This is a genomic window from Negadavirga shengliensis, from assembly GCF_042652345.1.
GTDB classification, from domain to species: Bacteria; Bacteroidota; Bacteroidia; order Cytophagales; family Cyclobacteriaceae; genus Negadavirga; species Negadavirga shengliensis.
Window position 1 is genome coordinate 1 of sequence record NZ_JBHSJJ010000002.1, and the last position, 22,323, is coordinate 22,323.

Sequence of the window (22,323 nt, forward strand, 5' to 3'; positions counted from 1 at the left end):
CGATCAGGCTGATAATCACAGATAATCCGCGCAGATCCGCGTCATCTGCGTTCTATCCTTATCGAAGAATCAAGTTGAACCACGATCTATAGTCCATCGACTATGGACTAAATCACAAAAGTCCTCTTACCCGAAATCCCTCAATAGATAAGCGGGACTGTATATGGGTAAATAAGGGGAAGACAATTTGATAAATTCCTTATCCCAAGTAACTATCGCATCCATTTCATTCTCCAGGGCAATGAAATAGTGAATGGCATCTTCAATGTCCTGTTGCCTGGATTTTAAGGCGTTCAATACTGTTTTTGCAGTACCTTCCAATAGCTGGAACTTCAAAACAACCATCTTCAAAATCTCCTTGGCTACTTCAACCCCATTTACTGATGTCAAATAATAAGCACAAATCTGAAGTATGGGTAGGGTTACATACCCCTCTACTGTTTTGTCGTCAATCAGACTAAACAGCCTTTCTATTTTTTCAGGTTGGGGGGTTTCGCTCAAGAAAAAAATCCAAAAGAACATTGGCATCAAACAGGATTTTGCTCATCGTATCCCTTGGCTTTGGATTTATAATACCCCTTTTTGAAGTCAAAATCCTTTGGATAAGCAACCTTTGATTTTGGCAATGTTTTCACATATTCCACAAGAGACATTTCTTTGTGAAGCGTGGATGGCCGTTCTAATAACGCCTCAAAGTGTTCTTCGACAATGTGGGAAATACTGGTTTCCCGGAGCGTTGCATATTTCTTCATTTTTTCGACCAGGTCTTTATTGATCGTGATGTTGAGCCGCTTTCTCATGGGGACATGCTATAAACACATTATGCGCATGAATATACATAATACGTGTAGAAAAGTCAATGACTCCTACTTAGCAGACATAAAGAGGCTTTGATGTGGAAAACGGGGAGTCTAAGAAGCCCAAATACATAACTGCACTTCTACTGGATTGGTTTTGTTACAAAATATAGGTTATTCTGGATTGGTTTTGTTACAAAATATAAATAAATTTGGGTTGGTTTTGTTACAATTCTGAAAAACCATTCCTGTTATGTCATTTAAAAGAAACGCTGAAAATTATCTTAATAGCTGGAAATTAAGTGACAACCGTAAACCGCTGATCATTAGGGGAGCGCGTCAGGTTGGGAAAACGACGCTGGTTCGGGATTTTGCCAAGACATATCAATATGGAATTGTTCTCAATCTGGAAAAACTTAGCGATAGGCATTATTTTGAAGATTTTGACGATGTTCAAACGATTTTAGAAGCACTGTTTTTAGCACATGCTATTCCCTCATCTGCCATCGCAAGTACACTTCTTTTCATTGATGAAATTCAGGAAAGCCCAAAAGCTATTCAGTTATTGCGTTACTTCTATGAAGAATTACCGGAACTTCATGTAATCAGCGCCGGTTCTCTTTTGGAGTTTGCGATGCAAAAGGTACAAAGCTTTCCGGTGGGCAGAGTGGAGTTTCTATATCTCCATCCGTTAAATTTCCAAGAGTATCTGGAAGCTACAGGTAAACAGGATTTATTAAGGTATCTGCAATTTGTCCCAATAAAACCAGTCGCCCATAAGTTGTTGATGACTGCTTTTCATCGTTATGCAATTATCGGTGGGATGCCGGAAGTGATTAAAATGGATGTTCAGCAACAGAACCTTTCAGACTTAGCAAAAACATACGAAAGTATTTGGGGGACATATAAAAATGATGTAGAGAAGTATACATCTAATGATACGGAAAGGAAGATCATCAAGCATCTGATGGACACCGCCCCACTTTATCTTGATGAACGTGTCAAGTTTCAGGGTTTTGGTAATTCCAACTATCGATCAAGGGAGGTAGGAGAGGCATTCAGGACACTTGACGACGCAAAAATTATACGGTTGATCTATCCTACAACGGACTTACAGCCTCCTATAAAAACCGATTTAAAGAAGTCACCGCGTTTGCAATTTCTAGATACCGGTTTAGTCAACTACTCTCTTGGCATCCAATTGGAAATGTTGGCTATGAGTGATTTGAACAGTGCTTACAAAGGTGCTGTTATACCCCATTTGGTAACTCAGGAACTTATATCTCTTCAAAGTATTTCTGCACATAAACCCAATTTTTGGGTAAGGGAAAAGTCTCAATCAAATGCAGAGGTTGACTTACTTTATTCCTATCAGAATTTGGTTATTCCTATAGAAATAAAATCAGGAAGCACGGGCAGTTTGAAATCACTTCACCAGTTCATTGATGCAGCAGGCCATCCTTATGCCATACGTATGTATGCAGGTGCTTTCAATATTGAAAAAGCGGTGACGCCAGGCCAAAAACCGTATTTGTTAATGAATTTGCCTTACTATGCCGGGACTTCCTTGCCACGGTATATCGAATGGTTTGTGCAGCAGGAACTTTAATTCCTATGGTTAAAAAGGTTGTCATTGTTGTCCGGGAACTGTGTTCCTGTTATTCCCGATTCATCGGGATCATTGTAGATTCCGACCAACGATGCAGGTATCTTTGCCTAACGCAGGCCATCCGTATCTGCCTGTCTCATCCGCCTTGATTCCGTAAATTGGATCCGTTGCCGACATTCCTCCCGTAATCTTCCCGAGCATCTGGAACAATGGATCGATCCGATAGGATCCTGACAACACAGACAATAACTTTGCGACGCAAATAACTAAAGAAAGTCCCACATCCCCAATACCCCGTAAATTCCGAAATCGCCCGCCAGCGGTCATTTTTGTTCGGAAAATCAAGCTTTGATGAGGAAAAAATCACTTATCTGTCCTGTTCAAGGACTTTTTTACTGGCACAGAAATCGTGTTTTGACAGACGGAGAAATTTCACGCTACCCATATGCTACGCCACAACCTCCTTCTCATCTTCCGAAGCTTCAAGAAAGACAAAAGCACTTTTTTGATCAATCTGATAGGCTTATCAACCGGTTTGGCCTGTGCATCGCTCATTTTTTTGTGGGCGCAAGATGAGCTGAGTATTGATCATTTCAACGAAAAGGACGTTCGTTTGTATCAGGTTATGCAAAATATTCCCAATGCGGATGGAATTCGAACTATTGAATCTACCCACGGATTATTGGCCAAAGCACTGGCTGAAGAAATGCCCGAGGTGGAATCTGCAATATCCGTGATTCCCGCCTCCTGGTTTCCCGATACAGGTATTCTTTCTTTTGAAGAAACCCGAGTCAAAACAAAAGGGCAGTATGTAGGTAACGGTTTCTTTCAGATTTTCTCATATGATTTTGTACAGGGAGATAAAAATCAGCTACTCAACAACAAATATAACATTGCTATCTCGGAAGAACTGGCGATGAAGTTATTTCATACTACAGACAACGTGATCGGCAAAACAGTAGCATGGGATCATGAGACCATGAACGGGCAATTTATCGTAATGGGTATCTTTAAAAACATTCCGCTTAATGCTTCCGAACAATTTGACCTGGTTTTCAACTACGAGTTATTCTTTGAAAACCGGCCCGGTTTGCAAAGTTGGGGAAATAGCGACCCATATACCTATCTATTGCTGAAAGACGGCACAAATATTTCCGAATTCAATGACAAAATCGCGGGTTTCCTCCGGACAAAGGATGAAAGCCATACTTCCAGCCTATTTGTCAGAAAATATTCGGATAAGTATCTCTACAACCACTTTGAAAATGGAGTGCAGGCCGGAGGAAGGATTGAGTATGTTAGGTTATTTTCCCTCATTGCCATTTTCATTCTGGCGATTGCCTGTGTCAATTTCATGAATCTGTCTACGGCCAAGGCCTCCCGGAGATTGAAAGAAGTAGGGGTTAAGAAGGCAGTAGGTGCAGGGCGGAAAACGCTAATCGCTCAATATCTTGGAGAGTCAATGCTTATGGCTTTGGTATCGATGTTTATGGCAATTCTGCTTGTTGAACTTTTTCTTCCCCGGTTCAATGCGATTACCGGAAAACACCTAGAGCTTGCATGGGATGGTAATCTGATTCTGTCGCTACTTGCCGTTACGTATGTTACAGGACTTGTAGCGGGTAGCTATCCGGCATTTTATCTGTCCGGATTCAATCCGGTTACGGTGCTGAAAGGAAAGTTGAATACTTCTATGGAGGAGGTGTGGACCCGGAAAGGGTTGGTGGTTTTTCAGTTTGTGATTTCTGTAATATTGATTGCATTCGTAGGAGTGGTGTATAAACAAATTGAATTTGTACAAACCAAAAACCTGGGATACGACCGGGATAATATTCTCCATTTTGAAATGGAAATGAAAATTGAAGACGATCCAGACTTTTTGATGGAAGGTGGAATTTGGGAAAAACGAGTGGAAGCTTTCCTGCACGAAGTGGAAAACATACCCGGAATTGTAGATGTATCCAACTACTACCATGACCTGACAGGTAATCATGGAGGACTCTCCGGTGTTGATTGGGAGCCAGGAGACCATGATGAAAAACTCAATTTTAGTAACCTGCAAGTGGGCTACGATTTTATTAAAACCTTGGGTATCGAAATGGTAGATGGGCGAAGTTTTTCAAGAGAGTTTAGCTCGGAAAGATCAAAAGTCATATTAAACAAAGCCGCAATCGACGCCATGGGACTTTCTGACCCCGTAGGCAAAACCATCAAGGTGTGGGGACAGGAGAAAGAAATTATCGGAGTGGCAGGAGATTTTCACTATGAATCCCTTTATGAAGAAGTAAAACCTTGCCTCTTTCAATTGGAACTCCGTTCAAGTAATATCATGGCGAAGATCAAAGCCGGAACAGAAAGTGTAACCATTGCACAGCTTCAGGAGCTTTATCATCAATATTATTCTGGGCTTGAGTTTGATTATCAGTTCCTGGATAACGATTACCAGGCACTCTATACGGCGGAGAAACGCGTATCCATACTTTCACGTTATTTTGCTGGACTTACCATTGTCATATCTTGTCTCGGCCTATTTGGATTAGCTGCTTTCACAGCCGAACGAAAAATCAAAGAAATCGGTATCCGGAAAGTCCTGGGATCCAGCGAATGGAAGATCATCAAACTGCTGTCCGGGGATTTTGCTAAAATGGTACTGCTGGCCATCGTCATAGCGCTGCCCCTCAGTTTCTACATGACCAAAAACTGGCTGGATAATTTCGCCTACAAGATCGATCTGGAGTGGTGGTATTTTCTAGGAACCGGTTTGCTGACGATGATCATTGCGCTGCTGACCGTAAGCTTCCAGTCGGTAAAAGCCGCGCTGGCCAATCCCGTTGAGTCCCTGCGATCAGAGTGAAGAGGGACGGAATCCCCGGAAATTGGGCTGGATAGTTGGAGAAGCGGGTAGCAAGGATGGAACGCACCTGCCTGCCCTCGGTGATAACGCCGATCAGGCTGATGATCACAGATAATCAGCGCAGATCCGCACAATCCGTGTCATCCGCGTTCTATCCTTATCGAAGAATCAAGTCGGTCGGTCGACTTAGGACCAAATATCTAATAACTAACGATCAATATCCATGTTAAGAAATCTTTATAAAATTGCCTTGCGAAACCTGCGCACCAACAGGTCCCTTACCCTGATCAACGTACTGGGAATGGGTGTGGCGCTGGCAGCCTGTATGCTGATCGGCCTGTTTATCTATGACGAACTTGCGGTAGACAGGGATATTCCCGACGGTGATCGGATCGTCAGGATTGCCACCAATGCCGGGGGAACTCTTTCCCTTTGGGCGGGCACGCCGGCCCCCATATCTGCTGCCGTGGCCCAGGACTTTCCAGAGGTGCAGGCGTCTGCAAGGCTGATGAAATTTCCAGAGCTGGATCAGATGCTGCTCCGATACGAATCCGGCGAAGAGGTAAGGCAGTTTTATGAATACAAGGGATACTATGCAGACTCCTCATTTTTTGATGTGGTGGAACTTCCCTTCGTCCGGGGTACTGCTTCCCTTGCGCTCAAAGCACCCTCCAGTATCGTCTTATCGTCACGTATTGCTGATAAGATATTCGGAGAAACAGACCCGATCGGACAGTCTCTGATCTTAGGTCTTCCTTTCGGAAACTTCGACTATACGGTCACCGGCGTATTTGAAGCCGAGTCGGTCAATTCACACATTGACGCCAACTTTTTCCTGTCTATGGAAAATGAAGATTTCGGGAACATCATACGACAGTGGACCAACTGGGCAAGCAACAATATTTTTTACACTTACGTGAAACTCCTGCGCGGGACTGACCGGGATCAATTCGAGAGCAAATTGAAGGCTTACTACGACCGGCGGGCAACTTCGGATATGAACGCCCTGGGCATCCAAAAAACCGTATTTATCCAGCCATTTCAGGAAATATATCTTCGGTCCCGTCTTGATTTTGAGTTGGGAAGGACGGGCAATATGACCACCCTCTATGTCTTCGGCACAGTGGCTTTATTTATTCTTCTTATCGCCTGCATCAATTTTATGAACCTCACCACCGCCCGCTCGGAACGGAGGGCCAGGGAAGTAGGGATACGTAAACTGTTGGGAGCCGGAAGAGGGCCGTTGGTCTGGCAGTTTCTGATGGAGTCGGTCCTGGTGGCGTTGCTTGGCTTTGGTCTTGCCGCAATCCTGGTGGTGCTGGCCTTTCCTTACTTTTCCGGCCTGATCGGCAGAGAGCTTATGGGCCATACCCATTGGGAACCCTGGGCGGCAGCATTGGCGCTGTGTGTGGCCGCTGGGTTGCTGGCCGGAACCTACCCCGCTTTCTTTTTATCCGGATTTCAACCGGTCACCGTGCTGAAGGGACGCTTCAAGGGCAGGATGTCCGGATTTTCCCTCAGAGAAGTGTTGGTCGTGACCCAATTTTGTATTTCGGCCTGTCTGATTTTAATGGTTTTGGTGATCAAAGGACAAATAGAATTTGTGAGGGAACGTGATTTGGGCTTCCGCAAAGACCAACAACTGGTGATCCCCCTCCGCACCGAAAAAGCCGTATCGAGTTATGAGACTTTGAAAAACGGCCTGCTTCAAAACCAGGGAATCCATTCGGTAACGGTGGCATCCACTTATCCGGGGATAGAATCCTTGGAAGATATGATGTATTATGCGGATGGCAAAACGGTGGATGATGTCGTCCATGTCAGGCATGCCTTTGTCGGAGATGATTTTATCGAGACCCTGGGATTTGAGCTGATCGCCGGGAGGTCCTTTACCCAGGAGCTCACTGCAGAAGCTCCCTTGATCATCCTCAATGAATCCGCGGTCAGGGAATTTGGGTATTCCGTCGACGACGCGGTCGGTAAACGGGTCCATTACGAATGGCTGGATGGCAAATACACCTTCGAAATCATCGGGATTGTCAGGGACTTTCATTTTACGAGCCTGCATCGCCACATTGAACCCTTTGGTTTCCAAAGGGGGAACCGTGGGGGACACCTTATTGCCAATTTCTCCCCCGGCAATACATCCGAGGTATTGGATAAAGCCAGAGATGTATGGGAGTCGGCAGGAATATCCGAGCCATTTACCTATTCCTTTTTGGATGAGGATTTTACGCGGAATTATGAAAAGGAAGAGAGAACTTCCAGGATCATCGTATCATTTGCCTTGCTGGCCCTCTTTATAGCCTGCATGGGTCTCTATGGGCTGGCGGCGTTTATGACCGAGCTCAAAACCAAAGAAATCGGCATCCGCAAAACCCTAGGTGCCAGCAACTGGAGTATTGTCCGGCTGCTTTCCAGCGACATGGGAAAAATGGTGCTATTGGCAGTGGTCATTTCGGTCCCTATTGGCATCTACCTTTCCCACAGCTGGCTTTCCAATTTCGCTTTCCGGATACATGTGGGCTCGTGGTATTTTCTGGCAACAGGGCTGGTGGCATTGGCTGTTGCCTTGCTTACAGTGAGTTTGCAGTCTTTGAAGGCGGCGCTGGCGAATCCCGTTGAGTCACTGCGATCGGAGTGAGCAGGGACGAAACCACCGGAAATCGGGATGGATAGCTTGAGAAGCGGGTAGCGGGAATGGAACGCGGATGACGCTGATCAGGCTGATCATCGCAGATAGACCTAAAATGGCTATTGGGACAGTGCGGGACCGCTTAGAGTGGCCGCGGCGGATGGTGGATAATGGGGTGTTATTGTTGTGATTGTTGTCGGGATTGTCGTGGTTGTCATGGCTGCTGGGTTGGGAAGTTGAATTGCAAACAATCGTGGAAAAGACACAAGACCAAAAGGCCTGAATCGCTAATAACACATACTATCATATGACGGAAAACGCCTTTAAAATTACGATACATATGGTTTCAAGCCTCGACGGGATTATTGCCAAAAAGGACAATAGTGTTTCGTGGTTTGAAACATCTGACTACTATGAGAAGGGAATTGCTGAACCTGCCGCTGAGGAATTTCTTAAAACAATAGATTGCTATGTGATGGGTTCGCGAACCTACGAACATGCTTTGGAACTTTCAAGATCTTATGGTTGGGCTTATGGAAACGTGCCGACAATTGTAGTAACTCACAGAAAGCTGTCGATCGTCAGACCGAACATCGAAATTTATTCGGGCGATCTGAACAAACTTGTCAATGAACGACTAAAACCAAACTACAGGAATGTTTGGATTGTCGGAGGGGCAATGCTTATCAAAGAATTTATTCGTTTAAACTTGGCCCACGAAATACGACAATCAATTTTGCCAGTTATTTTAGGGGAAGGAATACCATTTTATGGCCATATAGGACAAGAACAAGCATTGCACTTGAAAGACGTGACAGCCTACAAACGTGGAATGGTGGAACTGTGTTACGAAATAAGAAAGCAATAAATGTTCTAATGAGCTTAAAGCTCTACTGCCTGTATCAGTGGCTATACATCAAGTGCTTTGAGCGCTTCTCTGCTGATTTTCATAGAAAAATCTTATCTTGTAAACACCAAAATCCAAATCCATCATGACACCACAACAAAATCCCTTTTCGTGGGTGGAAATCTATGTCCAGGACATGGAACGCGCCCAAAAATTCTACGAAACCGTATTTGGTTTTACCATGCAGCACGCACCGATGCCCGAAGGGCAGGAAGGGTTTGAAATGACATTTTTTCCGGGTGGGGAAAACCTCACCAATGCCAGTGGGGCCCTCGTAAAAGCCAATGGCGTGCCGTCCGGTGGAAACGGTACCATGACCTACTTTACCAGCGAGGACTGCAGTGAAGAGAGCCGGGTGGAAAACGCTGGCGGAAAAATCCTGAAGCCCAAGTTTTCCATTGGCGAATACGGCTTCTGTTCCATATGCCAGGACACCGAAGGCAACGCTTTTGGGATACATTCGATGAGGTGAGGGTGGGTCGCCACAGCCTGCCCAGATAGTGACCGTGGCAGGCCGTGACAAGCTGGACCTGCTGGTGATATAAAAAACCATTTGGATGACAAATCAGGCTGAAACGCACTATTTTGCTTACTGCCGTTAGCTGTTGAGAGCAGCTTGAATGGGGCAGGAACTTTTGACCACCTTTGAACAAGAGCTTCATGAACTCAACCTGCGCCCAGGGTACGGGAGAATATTTTATCAAAGCCAATGGGGTTTTGATTTGGTCAAGGGAAGGCATGGAGTGTTTTCCCGAAATCACCAAACTTCAACTGGTTCGCCACGGGATTGCCCCTGACAAATTACTGGGCCATTCCATTGGAAAAAAGAAAGAATATTAACCGTGACACGACAGTTCTATACCATCCCGCTTCCAAATGGAAAACTTTTTTAAAAACCGCAAGTGCTTATCCAACCGTTCCGATTTTTTTGGACTTTTGGGAGAAATCCACATTGGAAGACGGCTTTTTTTCCTTTAAACCATGTAAAAGATGAACAGCATATTTTACCTACTTGTATTACTGATTTTTATTCTCATGCTAACTTCATGCATGACAAATGAAAAGTCAGAAAAGCTATTACAGGAAAGACTTGAATATGATAGCGCTGTATTAACCGATTCGACCCGTTCTGTGATTTCCGGAATTGATGGTTCTGAGATAGATGCTTTCCTTCTGGAGGAAAAGATCAGATCATTGATGGATTCAGCCAAGGTGACCGGTCTGGCTATTGCCATTCTTAATGACAATCAAATTGTTTTTAGAAAGGCTTTCGGATATGCCAATCAACGAAAGAAAACTTCCCTCCAGATTAACCATTCGTTTTATGGCGCGTCATTTAGCAAAGCTGTTTTCGGATACATAGTTACGATCCTGGCAGATGAAGGTGTTATCGATTTGGATAAGCCTCTCCAGCAATACCTTGAATTTCCTTTATATGCGTTAAAACCGGAGCATAAATGGCGTGGTTTTCAGGATTTGGAAAATGATAAAAGATATGAAAAAATCACCGCCCGGATGTGCCTTACTCATACGGCCGGATTTCAAAATTGGCGTTGGATACCCAGGCCAAATGACCCGGAAAACAGGGAGAAGCTTAAAATTTATTTTGACCCTGGTACCCAATATTTCTATTCAGGAGAGGGGATTATGCTATTGCAGTATGTAATTGAGCACATTACCGGAAAAGGGATTGAGGAATTGGCAAAGGAGAAAGTTTTTGACCCACTTCAAATGAGAAACACGAGTTACGTGTGGCAGAAAAAATTTGAAAGCAAGTATTGCCAAGGGCATACGGAAAACCAAAATGTAATTAAAAAAAACAGACGGGATGAAGCGCAGGCAGCAGGTTCTATGGAAACCAATCTGATCGACTATTCGGTTTTTGTAAAACACATTATGCAACTGTACAAACAAGGGTCCGGAATAACAAAAATGATGTTAAATCCAAGTTTCCGGATTCGGACCAAAGCGCAGTTTGGTCCTTTATCACTCGAACAATCCGATGAGAATGACGACATACAGTTGAGTTATGGACTGGGATGGGGGCTGCTGCAATCGCCTCACGGACCCGGAGCTTTTAAAGAAGGGCACGATGACGGGTTTCAACATTACAGCATCATCTTTCCAGATAAGGGGACCGGCGTGGTAATACTATCGAACAGTGACAATGCTGAGAGCATCTTTAAAGAAACATTAGAAATTGCAATAGCTGATATTTATACGCCATGGCAATGGGAAAACTATATACCCTACCAGATGAAAAGAGAATAAGCCTGTTGACATTAAAAAGTGAATGAAAAATAAGCTGCCTATGATGTCTTTTGTCGGATACATATTGCAGATCGTGCATTTTCAATTGAATGAAGGATAATAGCAAACTGAAACAGGAAGAGCGAAATTAAACGTTGTAACCCCGAGCTGATGTCAAAATAAAAATTAAATTACCCGCCTCCCAGGGTCAGCTCCAAATAGGGCTTTTCAATTAGTGGAGCTCTATTTTGAAAGTATAAAGCAGCACCAGCCGAATCATATTGCGCCATTTCATTATCATCCTCCTCCAAATTGCATCCTTGAAAAGCAAACGGCAATAAAACACATATTAAAATAGCAATCCTCATCATAGCGGGAATCGGAAATGGGGTTTTAAGAGTTTTGAATGAAACTCATGTTAAATATACTGATTCGACGTTAACAATCACTACAAAGATTGTCCGCCCGAAACTTCGACACGTTGTGCGTTTATCCAACGTGCATCATCGGTACACAAAAATGCCAGGGCTACCGCCGGTAACCAATGCGATTTTTGTTCTTGTGCTCACTTCTCAATACTCTCAGTTATTTCACCACTACAGCTTCCAGTTCTACTTTCAGGGTTTCGAAAAGTCCTTTGACTTCCAGCAAGGTACTGGTTTGCTTGACACCATGCTTGGTAGCCCAATCCAGGAATACATCAAAGCATCCCGTAAATTCCTCTGAAGAAGTGGTATAGACGTTCAGCTTAACGATACCATCGGGGCGGTAACCGGCTTCGCGTATTACGAGTTCCAAATTCTGAAGGGCTGCCGTCAATTGAGTCCGCATATCAGCAGCGCTCGACTTGCCTTCGGCATTGGTTGCGGTCTGCCCTGAAATGTAGAGTGTGCTTTCAGCCCGCCTTACTTCAACTGCCTGGGCATACCCACGCTGGTCTTGCCACTGCCAGGGATTGATAATTCGCTTTTCCATTTATCTTTATCAGGATATTCAGTAACAAACTCGTCTTTCGGTGTCCGCCATTTTTTCAGGTTTAGCAACCAATCGTTTGCTTCTTCCCGATAACCTATCGGCATGATCACCACACTTTTTAGCTGCAATTCCTCCAGACCGAGAAACTCGTCCATTTTGGTGTTGTCAAAACCTTCCATTGGTGTTACATCTACTTTTTGCTCTGCGGCTGCAGCAAGGGCCAGCGTAAAAGAAATGTAGGCCTGCTTGACACAGCGGTTTTCCTGCCATTCTTTCCCCATAGGTTCATACAGGTCCAATAGCATCTTTTTATAATCGGTTGCCTTATGGTCGGGTAAACCTCTTTCTCTTGAAGTCTGCAATAGTACATCACCAACTCTTTCCTCGTCATAGCTGTCCCAGGCTGCCCCAACCAACTGCGACAGCAGAAAATAATTTCCCGGCGGGCAAGTCCGTCGTATCTTGAATAGCCATTGTCCGCCGTGTCCTTAGGGGTTATTAGTTTATCGTTTTCCCCTGTTTTGACGTAAAATGTCTCGATGGATGGGTTTTGATGTGTTTCATTTCTCCATTTCTATACGCCCGGTAAAGCCCTCGTATCTCGTCTTGTGTATCGGCAACAAACGGGCCGTGACTTACAATGGGTGCATTTGTCGGTTCTCCTGCGTAGAATACAAATCTTGTTCCCTCGTTACCTGCTTTATAGGTTATTTCGCTCTCTCCACTTTGACCTGATTTGTTTAGCCAACCCGATTGATTTGCTTTAATTTCCGTGTCGCCAACAAACACACTTCCTTCTGACACGAAAATAAAACCATTGTAAGAAGACGGAATGTGCTGTGTGACTTCCACATTTTCAGCTAAACTGAAATCAACAATGGTAATCGGTGTGTTGTTTACCAGTGGCGATGATAACCCAAAGGCATTACCGCTATAAACCCGAATTACGCTGTCCTTGGCCTTTAAAGTTGGTACATTTTCCAAATCAATACTTTGTAAAAAAGGTGCTGTCCAACGTTTTTCCGGTGGTAGGGAAACCCAAAGCTGTAAAATGCGCACTTGTGTTTTCTCTTTAATTTCATCTGCATGAACAACGCCTTTTCCTGCCGTCATCAACTCCATATTTCCCTTTCGGAAAATTTCATCGTTTCCTTCCAAAACGAGTGTATATATTTCAATTCCCGCATGTGGGTGTTGTCCGCCTGCAATTTCAGTTCCAGGCAAATTAAGCTGGTCATCCATGAGGACAACAAAAGGGTCTGTAAATTCAAAACCCTGACTTCCCACTATTTGGGCCGCCTGATGTCCTGTTCCCAAGAATCCTTGCTGAAGTGAGTGGTTACTCACCTGCTCAATTTTTCGTTGTATCATATTGGTTACTGAATTTTTCATTGATCCACTTTTTAATATTTTTCCGGTTGGACATTGCTAAATTACGATATTTTATTTATTTTAGACACTTAGTAACAAAAAGTAATGGTAACTTTGAGGTAACCTGGTAACTTATGGCGGACAATAAACTTCAAAACGATTGTAAGAAAAAATTAATGGCCATCCATGATGCTATGTATGTCCTGAGCGGTAAATGGAAAATATCCATCATTGCTTCTTTGTGCTACCACGACAAAAGGCGTTTTTCGGAGATACTAAACGATGTCAGCGGTATTTCCAACAAGATGTTGAGCAAGGAACTGAAGGAGCTGGAAATGAATAAGCTTGTCAAAAGAACCGTCTTGGACACCCAGCCAGTAACTGTGGAATACCAACTTACACCCTATGGCAAATCCCTGCAGACCATCATTGACAGCCTGACGGATTGGGGGACTGAACACCGGAAAGTCATTATCGGAAAATAATGGTTATTGTATAATTCAAAACCCTCTCCATATGAAACACCAACTTTATCGCAAACAATTATCAATAGTGGCTGCCTGAGAAAATATTCTTTCAGATAAAAAGCATCAAGAATAATTAGTTTTTATTTTTTTTCGAAGCTAATTCTATTCTCAATGGTACGGCACTGTGATCACAGCCCCCACTCTCTTTCAAATACCTAAAACCCGCAGTAAATTCATATTATCTGCTGATTCTTGTGGAGATAAAACCCTCCAGGTTTCACCCATTTAATTTTAATAACTTACTGATTATCAATAAATACGACACGGAGGATTGCGGATTTTAGGAAACATTTAAATATTTCGCATTTTTCTACTACTTTAGTTTTACTTTACCACCGGGAACAAAACGGGCATTAAAACTCCGCCAGGTATATTATCCAGTTTTTTGTACACCTTTCAAAAACAACATGAGCGATCAACAAGATGAAATCAACAAGCTCACCGATAGGTTGGAAGCACTTTTAAAAAGACAAGAAGACTTTTTGAGAGAAATAGACATTTTACGAATTGAAATTGACAAGCTGAAAGGGCCGGAAATCCAACAAGCACCTGAAACAGGCAATAAACCGGCCGCGACTATGTCTTTTGATGAAGGGAAAGCAAAAACCACCGGCTCCATATCCTCTCAAAAACAGCTAAAACCTCTCCCCGCAAACTGGGACTTTCCTGCTAAGCCGCGTAAGACCAAATCGGATATTGAAAAGTTTATAGGGGAAAATCTGATCAATAAAATCGGGATAGCCATTACGATCGTAGGGGTAGGCATAGGCGCCAAATACACCATCGATAACCAGCTTATCGGGCCGTTGACCAGAATTATTCTGGGGTACCTGGTTGGTATCGGTTTGCTTGGGTTTGCCATAAAACTCAAAAAGAAGTACGAGGACTTCAGTGCCGTTTTACTGAGTGGCTCCATGGCGATCATGTATTTTATCACTTTTTCAGCGTATAGTTTCTATGGCCTTATTCCCCAACTTTTGGCCTTTATGCTTATGGTCATATTCACGGCATTTACCGTAATGGCCGCCCTTACTTACAACAAACAGCTCATCGCCCATATCGGACTGGTAGGCGCTTATGCGGTACCGTTTCTGCTAAGTGACGGATCAGGAAATGTAGCTACACTCTTCACCTATATGGCCATCATCAATGGCGGTATTCTTGCCATTGCTTTCAAAAAATACTGGAAACCCCTGTACTACAGTTCGTTTGGCCTGACCTGGCTGATATACCTTTCCTGGTATTTGTTTAACTATCGCTTGGAAGACCAGTTTGAGTTGGCGCTCGGTTTTCTTTCCATCTTCTTCGCCATATTCTACCTGACATTTTTATCCTATAAACTTCTCCGGAAAGAAACGTTTCAAGTGAACGATATCATCCTACTACTGGCCAACTCCTTTATCTTTTATGGTATCGGCTATGCCACTCTTGAAGATCATAACACAGGCCACCACTTGCTAGGGGTATTCACGCTTTGCAATGCAATCATTCATTTCTTTGTCAGCTTCGTCATTTATCACCAAAAACTCGCTGACAGGAACCTGCTCTATCTGGTAGCCGGATTGGTGCTGGTTTTTATTACCATCACCATCCCTGTTCAGCTGGATGGGAACTGGGTGAGCTTACTTTGGGTGGGGGAAGCGGCGTTGCTTTTTTGGATCGGGAGAACAAAAAGTATCCCTATTTATGAAAAAGTATCCCATCCCTTGATGGTTTTGGCATTTTTCAGCCTCCTCCACGACTGGTCCCTTGGATACAATGCCTATAATTCCGAAAATATAGAGGTCTGGACGCCTCCTCTATTTAACATCTACTTCCTGACCTCTGCCCTATTTATCAGCACGTTCGGGTTTATCAATATACTGAACCGTAGCAAAAAGTATCCCCCTGCCTGGCAGCCGCAGCATTCTCTCTTCAAACTTGTTTCGTTTGCCCTTCCCTCGATATTGCTGTTCACCATCTATTATGCCTTTCGCTTCGAAATATCCTACTACTGGAACCAGCTGTACATCGCATCCCAAGCCATTAGCCCTCCGGAAGACCGGGAAATTTTCCTGCAGTTTGGAAATACGGATTTATTAAGGTTTGAAACCATTTGGATTATCAATTACTCCTTGCTTTTTGTGTCCCTGCTGGCCTTTGTGAATTTCAAAAAATGGAAAAGCAAGCCGTTGGAATGGGTGAGTCTGGGCCTGATTGCCATTGCTGTCCTGGCTTTTTTGACAACAGGGCTTTTTGAACTCAGTGAGTTGCGCGAAAGCCATCTGGAGCAGACATTCTCATTCTATGGCCAAAGCGGTATTTTCAATCTGGTGATCAGGTATATCTCATTTGCATTTGTCGCCCTGCCGTTTCTTAGTGCCTATAAGTACACCCTCCTCCACCAGGACCGGGCTGATGTGAAAATCGCTTTTGACCTTTTGTTGCACACGACAGTCTTGTGGACTGCCTGCAGCGAACTGATCCACTGGATGGACATCGCCGAATCCACCCAATCCTACAAATTAGGGCTAAGTATTCTCGGAGGAATTTATGCGCTGTTTCTGATTGTATTAGGCATATGGGAAAAGAAAAAACACCTGCGGATCGGGGCCATAACCCTTTTTGGTCTTACACTCGTTAAGTTGTTTTTCTACGACATCTCCCATCTTGATACCATAGCGAAAATAATCGTATTTTTATCATTGGGGGTTTTACTGTTGATTATTTCTTTTCTTTACAACAAGTACAAGCATATCATTTCGGATGAAAAAGTACACTAAAGCCTGTTCCTTTTTACTGCTTTTTGTATGTTCGTTTGCCCATGGACAAATGGAGCGATACAGCCATAAGCGGGAACTGAAAGGAATATCCGAACAATGGCATAAAATCGTCTTGCCGGATGAGATTTTCGGAAAGGTTTCAAATGACCTGGCAGACATCCGGGTTTTCGGCTTTACCAATAGCAATGACACCATTGAAGCGCCTTATCTGATTGATTTAAAAGCGGATAAGGTTGATGCCAAAGAAATCGCCTTCAGAATGCTCAATGCATCCCGGGACGATAGGGGCTATTATTTTACTTTTGAAGTTCCCACTAGCGAGCCGGTCAACCAAATCCAACTGGACTTCGAACAGAACAATTTCGACTGGAAGGTTAGCTTAGAAGGCAGTCAGGACCAGCGGGAATGGTTCACCATCGTCTCGGATTACAGGATACTGTCCATTAAAAACGACCTGACGGATTTTCGGTTTACCCAACTTACCTTCCCCCGTTCAGTGTATCGCTATTTCCGGCTGTCAATTGACAGTGATCAAAAGCCCAGACTGAACACTGCCCGTATTACCCAGCGCGAAATTACCGAAGGGGTATTCAGAAAGTATCCTTTTAAGATCACGGGAAACAAAGAAAACAAGCAAACCAGGCAAACGGAAATTGACCTGGAGTACCCGTTACCTGTTCCTGTCAGTCAACTTCAAATGGTTATTTCAGATGAATTTGACTACTACCGGCCGGTAACGGTCCAATACCTTGCCGACAGCTTTCAAACTTCCGAAGGCTGGCGATACAACTACAGGACACTTACATCGGAGACATTGAATTCCCTTGAAGACAATGTATTTAAATTCAGCAGCACGGTATCACAGAAGCTTAAGGTATTCATTCACAATCAAAGCAACCGGCCCCTGAACATCAACAGCATCCATGTAACAGGATATGTCCATGAATTGGCCGTCCGTTTTACGGAACCCGCGTCCTATTTCCTGGTTTATGGAAACAAAGAGACGACAAGACCATCCTATGACATCAAACATTTTACCGACAATATCCCAAAAGAGCTGTCTCAACTGACATTAGGGGATGAGCTTTCAATGGAAACAACGGCCGGGAAAGCATCATCTGCCCTTTTTGAGCACAAGGCCTGGCTATGGGGCATTATGGTTGTCATTATTGCATTGCTGGGCTGGTTTTCTCTTCAAATGATGCGGAAAAAATGACCAATCAGTAAATTTGCCCCTGGCCGTATAAACACCGTCCTTATGAACCTTCGACTATCATTTTTATCTTGACCCTTGTATGGGTACAATCACTTATGGCACAAGATAAAATACCTTAATCATTTTCGAGGGATATTCTCCCACAAACCCATTAGATTACCTTCGCTATCCTTGAAATAGGCATAATATCCCATATCCGGCACCTCACCTTTTTCTACGACCATTTTGCCGCCTGCGGCTTCGATTTTTTTGGCGTGCTCATCGATGGAGGGTACTTCGATCGTGATGATGGGGTTGGTGACCGGCGCTTCTCTTTTGAATATGCCTCCGTTGATGGCACCACTTTCTTTATGCATATAATTTTCATCTACCGGTGAGGTGATGGCAAACGTATAGGGTTGTTCCCCGGGCATATCCTGTACATCCCAATCGAATACAGATGAATAAAACTGCTTTGCCCGGTCCTGATTGTCTGAGGGGATTTCGAAGTGTACTACCTTGTTCATATTTGTTAGAAGTTTAAAATTTACAGACCTAACCAAAGATAATGAATTTCAAGGAGTTGCACTATCAATCCCATCACTAATACCTGGGTTGCTTTGTGGATATTCCCTAAAAGTTTTAACCGGTTTCAGGACAGTTTCATGTAGGGAAGTGGATCATGTTGGCCTTTAGTCATGCTTCCATCAAATCGCAATAGTTTACATTAGTAAAATAAACTTTTATATATTATTAAAATAAACCTACTTCCTGCCTATGAATTTTTATGGGCGAGGCGGTTTTGGGTATATTATAGATCACCGGCATCTGCCCTTTCCATTGCTCCCACAAGTCCTCATCTGTGATAAGCATTGCCATGAAATGCCCGACATTGATGCGGCTTGTTTTTCCCGGATTGAATATCGCGCTTCTGGTGGGGGAAGCTTGTACGGCATATTCGGTTACTTCCCTTTCATTGGTTAAGGTGTCAGGACGGACAACCACCCATTCCATCAGCGGGTTTTGTTGACCAATGCTGTTCCACAGGTAATCCGCCGCCTTTTCGTTGTCGGTATGGGGTGGCAGGAGCAACCGGATCAAAGCCACCGCCATTTTCTCCTTTACTGAAACAGACTCATTTACACTGCTGTTTCCGGCCGTATTCATCAGGACGAATTTAATGGGCCTCTCAGGAGTACTCTCTAACGCCGCTTTGCATAACAGCCGCACGGTATCGGTCACAAGCTTTCGGGGTTTCCCAAAAATGCCTTTCAAAGTCAGGTTATGTCCAAGACAGGAGGCAATTGCCTGACAGCCCGCAAGATGTCTTGCTATCTCGCCCACGCTCATTTCTGTGACGTTGGATGGGATGACGGTGATACGGTCATGGTTATTCCAGGCATCCGGAAAATTACTTGTGGGGCGGACAATCACTTTGACCTTTTGCCCTGCTTTTAACAATTGTTCTACAAGCAATTTCCCAGTTGCTCCGCTTGCTCCGACTATCAGTGTTGTCATACACATAAGATTTGATGCACTGCCAATTATTTCAAGATATATTATTTATTCCCGAAACCGCTATACAGCGGCATTTTATTTGTACCCGAATATGGTGAAGGTTCCGCTATCTTCTTCGTAAGGTATAAAGCATTCTTTCAGTATCTGCTCAAATTGTCCGGATTCATCAAGTATTTCGGGTTTAACCAAGCGCCCCCTGTACCGGGCATAGCGTGGTCTTATTTTCATCCACTCGATTTCAAAAAATAACGGCAATCCTTCATTGTAAAATGGTGTCCAATCTCCCAAATATTGTGGAGCATCGCTTAATATCAACTTTTTATAATCCGTCTCGTCCAGCACAAGCTTTTGGATATAAGGAGGTGGAAATGGCAACTTCTTCACTGATTCCTGGAGCTCCATCCATTTCGTATCATTCATGATCGGCGCTAAGCCTTTTTGATGGACAATGCGTTCTACCTGTTTTTTCAAATTCAGGATATGGGGGTCGTTTTCGCTAAAGTATTTGTACTTCTCTCTTTCCGTAACATGATCCTTTCCATCAAAATAAGTGTACAGTTTTTGTCTTTCTTCAATATTCATAACCTAACCTGATGTTTAAAAACTACTTTTTAGATGCTCCGTAGCGGAACTCGGTTTACTGTCTTACCAGCCGCATTACCTGTCCGCCGCCGGATGCCAGTTTCAAGGTAAGCACATCGTTCCTATTTACTGTTTGAATCTGTTTTATCAGGTGATTGGGATTTTGTGCAACATCCGGCGCATCGGTATAAATTTCGGCAGTATAATCACCAGGCGCCAAAAAATCCAGCGGCACTTTGATGGTCCTTGGCTCACCATTATTCAGGCTGCCGATATACCAGTCAGTCCCCTTACGGCGTGCAATTGTAATATAGTTGCCAACTTCCGCATCCGGCACCAGGGTCTCGTCCCAGGTGGTTGGCACTTCTTTCAAAAAACCGAAACCTTGCTGACCTTCATAAGCCGCAGGATAATCGCATAAGGAAGCAAGGTAACTTTCCAGTACCACGTACATGGCAAGCATATGGCATCGGGTACCCACCATAAGAGGCCGGGTATATTGTGTCTTAAACTCAGACTCGGGAACGGCCCTGAATCCACCTAAATGATAATCCGTGGGCCCGGCAAGCAGGCGTGTAAAGGGCATGATAATGTCGTGATCGGGACTTAACCCTTCTTTCCTCCATTTGTTGACTTCATAATTTAAGGTGCCCTCACGAGTGAACTCATTGGGATAGGTCCGGCTAAGGCCTGTTGGCTTAAAAGAGCCATGAAACTGGATATAAAGCTTGTGTTTGGCTGCACTGGCTAAAATTTCTTCCTGAATGTTCACCATTTCCTGATCGTCCCGATCCATAAAATCCACCATCATTCCGCTTATGCCCCATTTCTCGAACTGGGCAAAATTCTCCTCCAGCTTGGGGTAAATGGCTTCCCAATGAACCCATACATGAATCCCCACTCCTTTCTGTTTGGCATAATCACAAACCAGCTGCATATCCAGTCCCGGCACCTGCCTGATCACACCATCGTCTACCCGGGCGGTACTATAATCCGTACCGTCATGCACATACCAGGCCATGCCCCCATATCCGATCACAGCATGGTAATCTATGTTGTTGCGGGCGCAAAAATCAATATAGTATTTATTTGTCTCAAAGTTAATTCCGGGCGCGAAAGTCGTGTCGGGCGTCACATCCCCATTCCACCAGTGGAAAGTGGTCTTTCCCGGCTTTATCCAGGAGAAGTCCTCCATTCTGGCAGGCTCATTCAAACTGGTGAGCATATTGGATTCAATAAGAGCACCGATCCGGCCGCTGATCATCATTACCCGCCAAGGCGTGCGATGAGGCAAACTTGCTTTCACCTTCGCTTCATTTTGCCCGGGAAGCGGAGACAGCTGGCTCCTGAGGATACCATCATGCTTGACCAGATACATACCGGCATAATCTCTCAAAGCAGCTTCGGTTATGGCCATGTAAGTTTTTCCCGGGAATTCGAACAGCGCAGGCATGTCCATAAGCAGACCCGGTTCCACCTGGCTGAGTGGAAGCATATGATAGGGTCCCTCGTGACTGTGGGTATAATTCTCAAAAAGAAGGGTGTATACGGTGGGGTCTCCCGATAGGTTAAAAGTGCTGTTTTCCTCTGTCAGCGTATATACTGACCAGTTTTTTTGCTCAGGAAATTCATACCGGAAGGCCAGCCCGTCATTAAAGACCCGTACCACCAGGTTAATCTGTCGTTTTGCCTCGCTTCCTTCGACTAAAGGAATAATAACTTCATGGTACTGGTTCCGCACACTTTTTGTCTTACCTACCACCAGATCGTACATTTCATCAACCTCAGTAAAAAGCGGGCCAAGGGAATGCAGGCCCGGCCCGAAATCACCTTTTTCTTTAAAAGAAAGACCCAATTCCGAATCTTCTATAAGTATGCTCCCTTTGTATGCCACTTGGTAAACAGGCGCTTTTTCCGTGATGCTGAACGAAAACAGGATATTGCCGTCAGGCGATTCCAACTGGATGTTTTTTTGAGGGAATACAGGCCCTGCAATGAAAAGCAAAATAATTAGTGGAAGGGTAAGAAAGAATTTCATGGTCTCCTGATATTGAAATTATGCAGCAACAATATACTTGATTGGTTTTCTTTTACCAATTTGTGGCTGTTCCTATTGAAGAAACCAATCTGTTGGGAGGTCGAGACCAGAGGATCATACCTGCTTCAGGCGCAAACCTGATGAAATTTCATGCTTAAATAGCCTGGCGATAGTGGAGGAAAAGTAATGATGGGAGGAGGCCAACTGGATTAAAACGACCGTTGGCGGACGGTTTCGTCCGAAAAGAAAAGACTGAAGCAGGAAAAAGATGAGTTATTGGTCTATACAGGGCGATTTTCACTG

General features: G+C 44.1%; 19 protein-coding genes. 10 read left to right on the forward strand and 9 right to left on the reverse strand.

All coding sequences use genetic code 11. The features are described from left to right. Positions 1-126: 126 nt before the first annotated feature. Both ACFPFU_RS03100 and ACFPFU_RS03105 read right to left on the reverse strand, forming a co-directional pair. A complete protein-coding gene (locus tag ACFPFU_RS03100) occupies positions 127-522 on the reverse strand; it encodes a type II toxin-antitoxin system VapC family toxin (protein ID WP_377061408.1) in 396 nt (131 codons plus the stop codon). 5 nt (positions 523-527) lie between these two features. Beyond that, positions 528-800 (reverse strand): DUF6364 family protein, encoded by a 273-nt coding sequence (locus ACFPFU_RS03105; RefSeq protein ID WP_377061410.1) that lies wholly within the window; start codon positions 798-800, stop codon positions 528-530. Positions 801-1,050: 250 nt separating this feature from the next. Between ACFPFU_RS03105 and ACFPFU_RS03110 the strand changes: the two genes are divergently transcribed. The 7 genes from ACFPFU_RS03110 (at position 1,051) to ACFPFU_RS03140 (ending at position 11,073) form a co-directional block, all read left to right on the forward strand. Continuing rightward, on the forward strand, positions 1,051-2,406 hold the full coding sequence (locus tag ACFPFU_RS03110; protein ID WP_377061412.1) for an ATP-binding protein: 1,356 nt from the start codon (positions 1,051-1,053) through the stop codon (positions 2,404-2,406). A 445-nt stretch (positions 2,407-2,851) separates the two neighbouring features. Beyond that, the gene (locus tag ACFPFU_RS03115) at positions 2,852-5,260 is read left to right on the forward strand and encodes an ABC transporter permease (RefSeq protein ID WP_377061414.1); all 2,409 of its coding nucleotides are present in this window, start codon (positions 2,852-2,854) and stop codon (positions 5,258-5,260) included. 223 nt (positions 5,261-5,483) lie between these two features. Beyond that, positions 5,484-7,904 (forward strand): ABC transporter permease, encoded by a 2,421-nt coding sequence (locus ACFPFU_RS03120; protein WP_377061416.1) that lies wholly within the window; start codon positions 5,484-5,486, stop codon positions 7,902-7,904. A 298-nt stretch (positions 7,905-8,202) separates the two neighbouring features. Beyond that, positions 8,203-8,763 (forward strand): dihydrofolate reductase family protein, encoded by a 561-nt coding sequence (locus tag ACFPFU_RS03125; protein WP_377061417.1) that lies wholly within the window; start codon positions 8,203-8,205, stop codon positions 8,761-8,763. A gap of 124 nt (positions 8,764-8,887) precedes the next feature. After that, positions 8,888-9,274, forward strand: coding sequence for a VOC family protein (locus ACFPFU_RS03130; protein ID WP_377061419.1), 387 nt, complete (start codon positions 8,888-8,890; stop codon positions 9,272-9,274). Positions 9,275-9,462: 188 nt separating this feature from the next. Then, complete coding sequence (locus tag ACFPFU_RS03135) at positions 9,463-9,642, forward strand: SelT/SelW/SelH family protein (RefSeq protein ID WP_377061421.1); 180 nt, start codon at positions 9,463-9,465, stop codon at positions 9,640-9,642. Positions 9,643-9,792: 150 nt separating this feature from the next. Continuing rightward, the gene (locus ACFPFU_RS03140; RefSeq protein WP_377061423.1) at positions 9,793-11,073 is read left to right on the forward strand and encodes a serine hydrolase domain-containing protein; all 1,281 of its coding nucleotides are present in this window, start codon (positions 9,793-9,795) and stop codon (positions 11,071-11,073) included. Between the two features lie 564 nt (positions 11,074-11,637). Here the strand turns inward: ACFPFU_RS03140 and ACFPFU_RS03145 are convergent. The 3 genes from ACFPFU_RS03145 to ACFPFU_RS03155 form a co-directional block, all read right to left on the reverse strand. Further along, a complete protein-coding gene (locus ACFPFU_RS03145; protein ID WP_377061425.1) occupies positions 11,638-12,027 on the reverse strand; it encodes a RidA family protein in 390 nt (129 codons plus the stop codon). Next, positions 11,958-12,332 carry a nitroreductase family protein gene (locus ACFPFU_RS03150; protein ID WP_377061427.1) on the reverse strand — a complete coding sequence of 125 codons (375 nt, stop codon included), beginning with the start codon at positions 12,330-12,332 and terminating at the stop codon, positions 11,958-11,960. The genes ACFPFU_RS03145 and ACFPFU_RS03150 overlap by 70 nt, the downstream gene beginning before the upstream one ends. Positions 12,333-12,525: 193 nt before the next feature. Further along, positions 12,526-13,419 (reverse strand): pirin family protein, encoded by an 894-nt coding sequence (locus ACFPFU_RS03155; protein WP_377061429.1) that lies wholly within the window; start codon positions 13,417-13,419, stop codon positions 12,526-12,528. Between the two features lie 113 nt (positions 13,420-13,532). Between ACFPFU_RS03155 and ACFPFU_RS03160 the strand changes: the two genes are divergently transcribed. From ACFPFU_RS03160 to ACFPFU_RS03170, 3 genes are all read left to right on the forward strand, one after another. Next, on the forward strand, positions 13,533-13,883 hold the full coding sequence (locus ACFPFU_RS03160) for a winged helix-turn-helix transcriptional regulator (RefSeq protein WP_377061431.1): 351 nt from the start codon (positions 13,533-13,535) through the stop codon (positions 13,881-13,883). Positions 13,884-14,332: 449 nt separating this feature from the next. Beyond that, complete coding sequence (locus tag ACFPFU_RS03165; protein ID WP_377061433.1) at positions 14,333-16,687, forward strand: DUF2339 domain-containing protein; 2,355 nt, start codon at positions 14,333-14,335, stop codon at positions 16,685-16,687. Continuing rightward, a complete protein-coding gene (locus tag ACFPFU_RS03170; protein WP_377061435.1) occupies positions 16,671-17,903 on the forward strand; it encodes a DUF3999 family protein in 1,233 nt (410 codons plus the stop codon). The genes ACFPFU_RS03165 and ACFPFU_RS03170 overlap by 17 nt, the downstream gene beginning before the upstream one ends. Positions 17,904-18,022: 119 nt before the next feature. Here the strand turns inward: ACFPFU_RS03170 and ACFPFU_RS03175 are convergent, their stop codons facing one another. From ACFPFU_RS03175 to ACFPFU_RS03190, 4 genes are all read right to left on the reverse strand, one after another. After that, entirely contained in the window at positions 18,023-18,409 is a 387-nt protein-coding gene (locus ACFPFU_RS03175; protein ID WP_377061437.1) for a VOC family protein, read from the reverse strand. A gap of 226 nt (positions 18,410-18,635) precedes the next feature. After that, positions 18,636-19,400 carry an NAD(P)-dependent oxidoreductase gene (locus ACFPFU_RS03180; protein ID WP_377061439.1) on the reverse strand — a complete coding sequence of 255 codons (765 nt, stop codon included), beginning with the start codon at positions 19,398-19,400 and terminating at the stop codon, positions 18,636-18,638. A 75-nt stretch (positions 19,401-19,475) separates the two neighbouring features. Beyond that, on the reverse strand, positions 19,476-19,982 hold the full coding sequence (locus ACFPFU_RS03185) for a DUF6678 family protein (protein ID WP_377061441.1): 507 nt from the start codon (positions 19,980-19,982) through the stop codon (positions 19,476-19,478). Positions 19,983-20,037: 55 nt separating this feature from the next. Then, on the reverse strand, positions 20,038-22,020 hold the full coding sequence (locus ACFPFU_RS03190) for a glycoside hydrolase family 97 protein (RefSeq protein WP_377061443.1): 1,983 nt from the start codon (positions 22,018-22,020) through the stop codon (positions 20,038-20,040). Positions 22,021-22,323 lie beyond the last annotated feature (303 nt).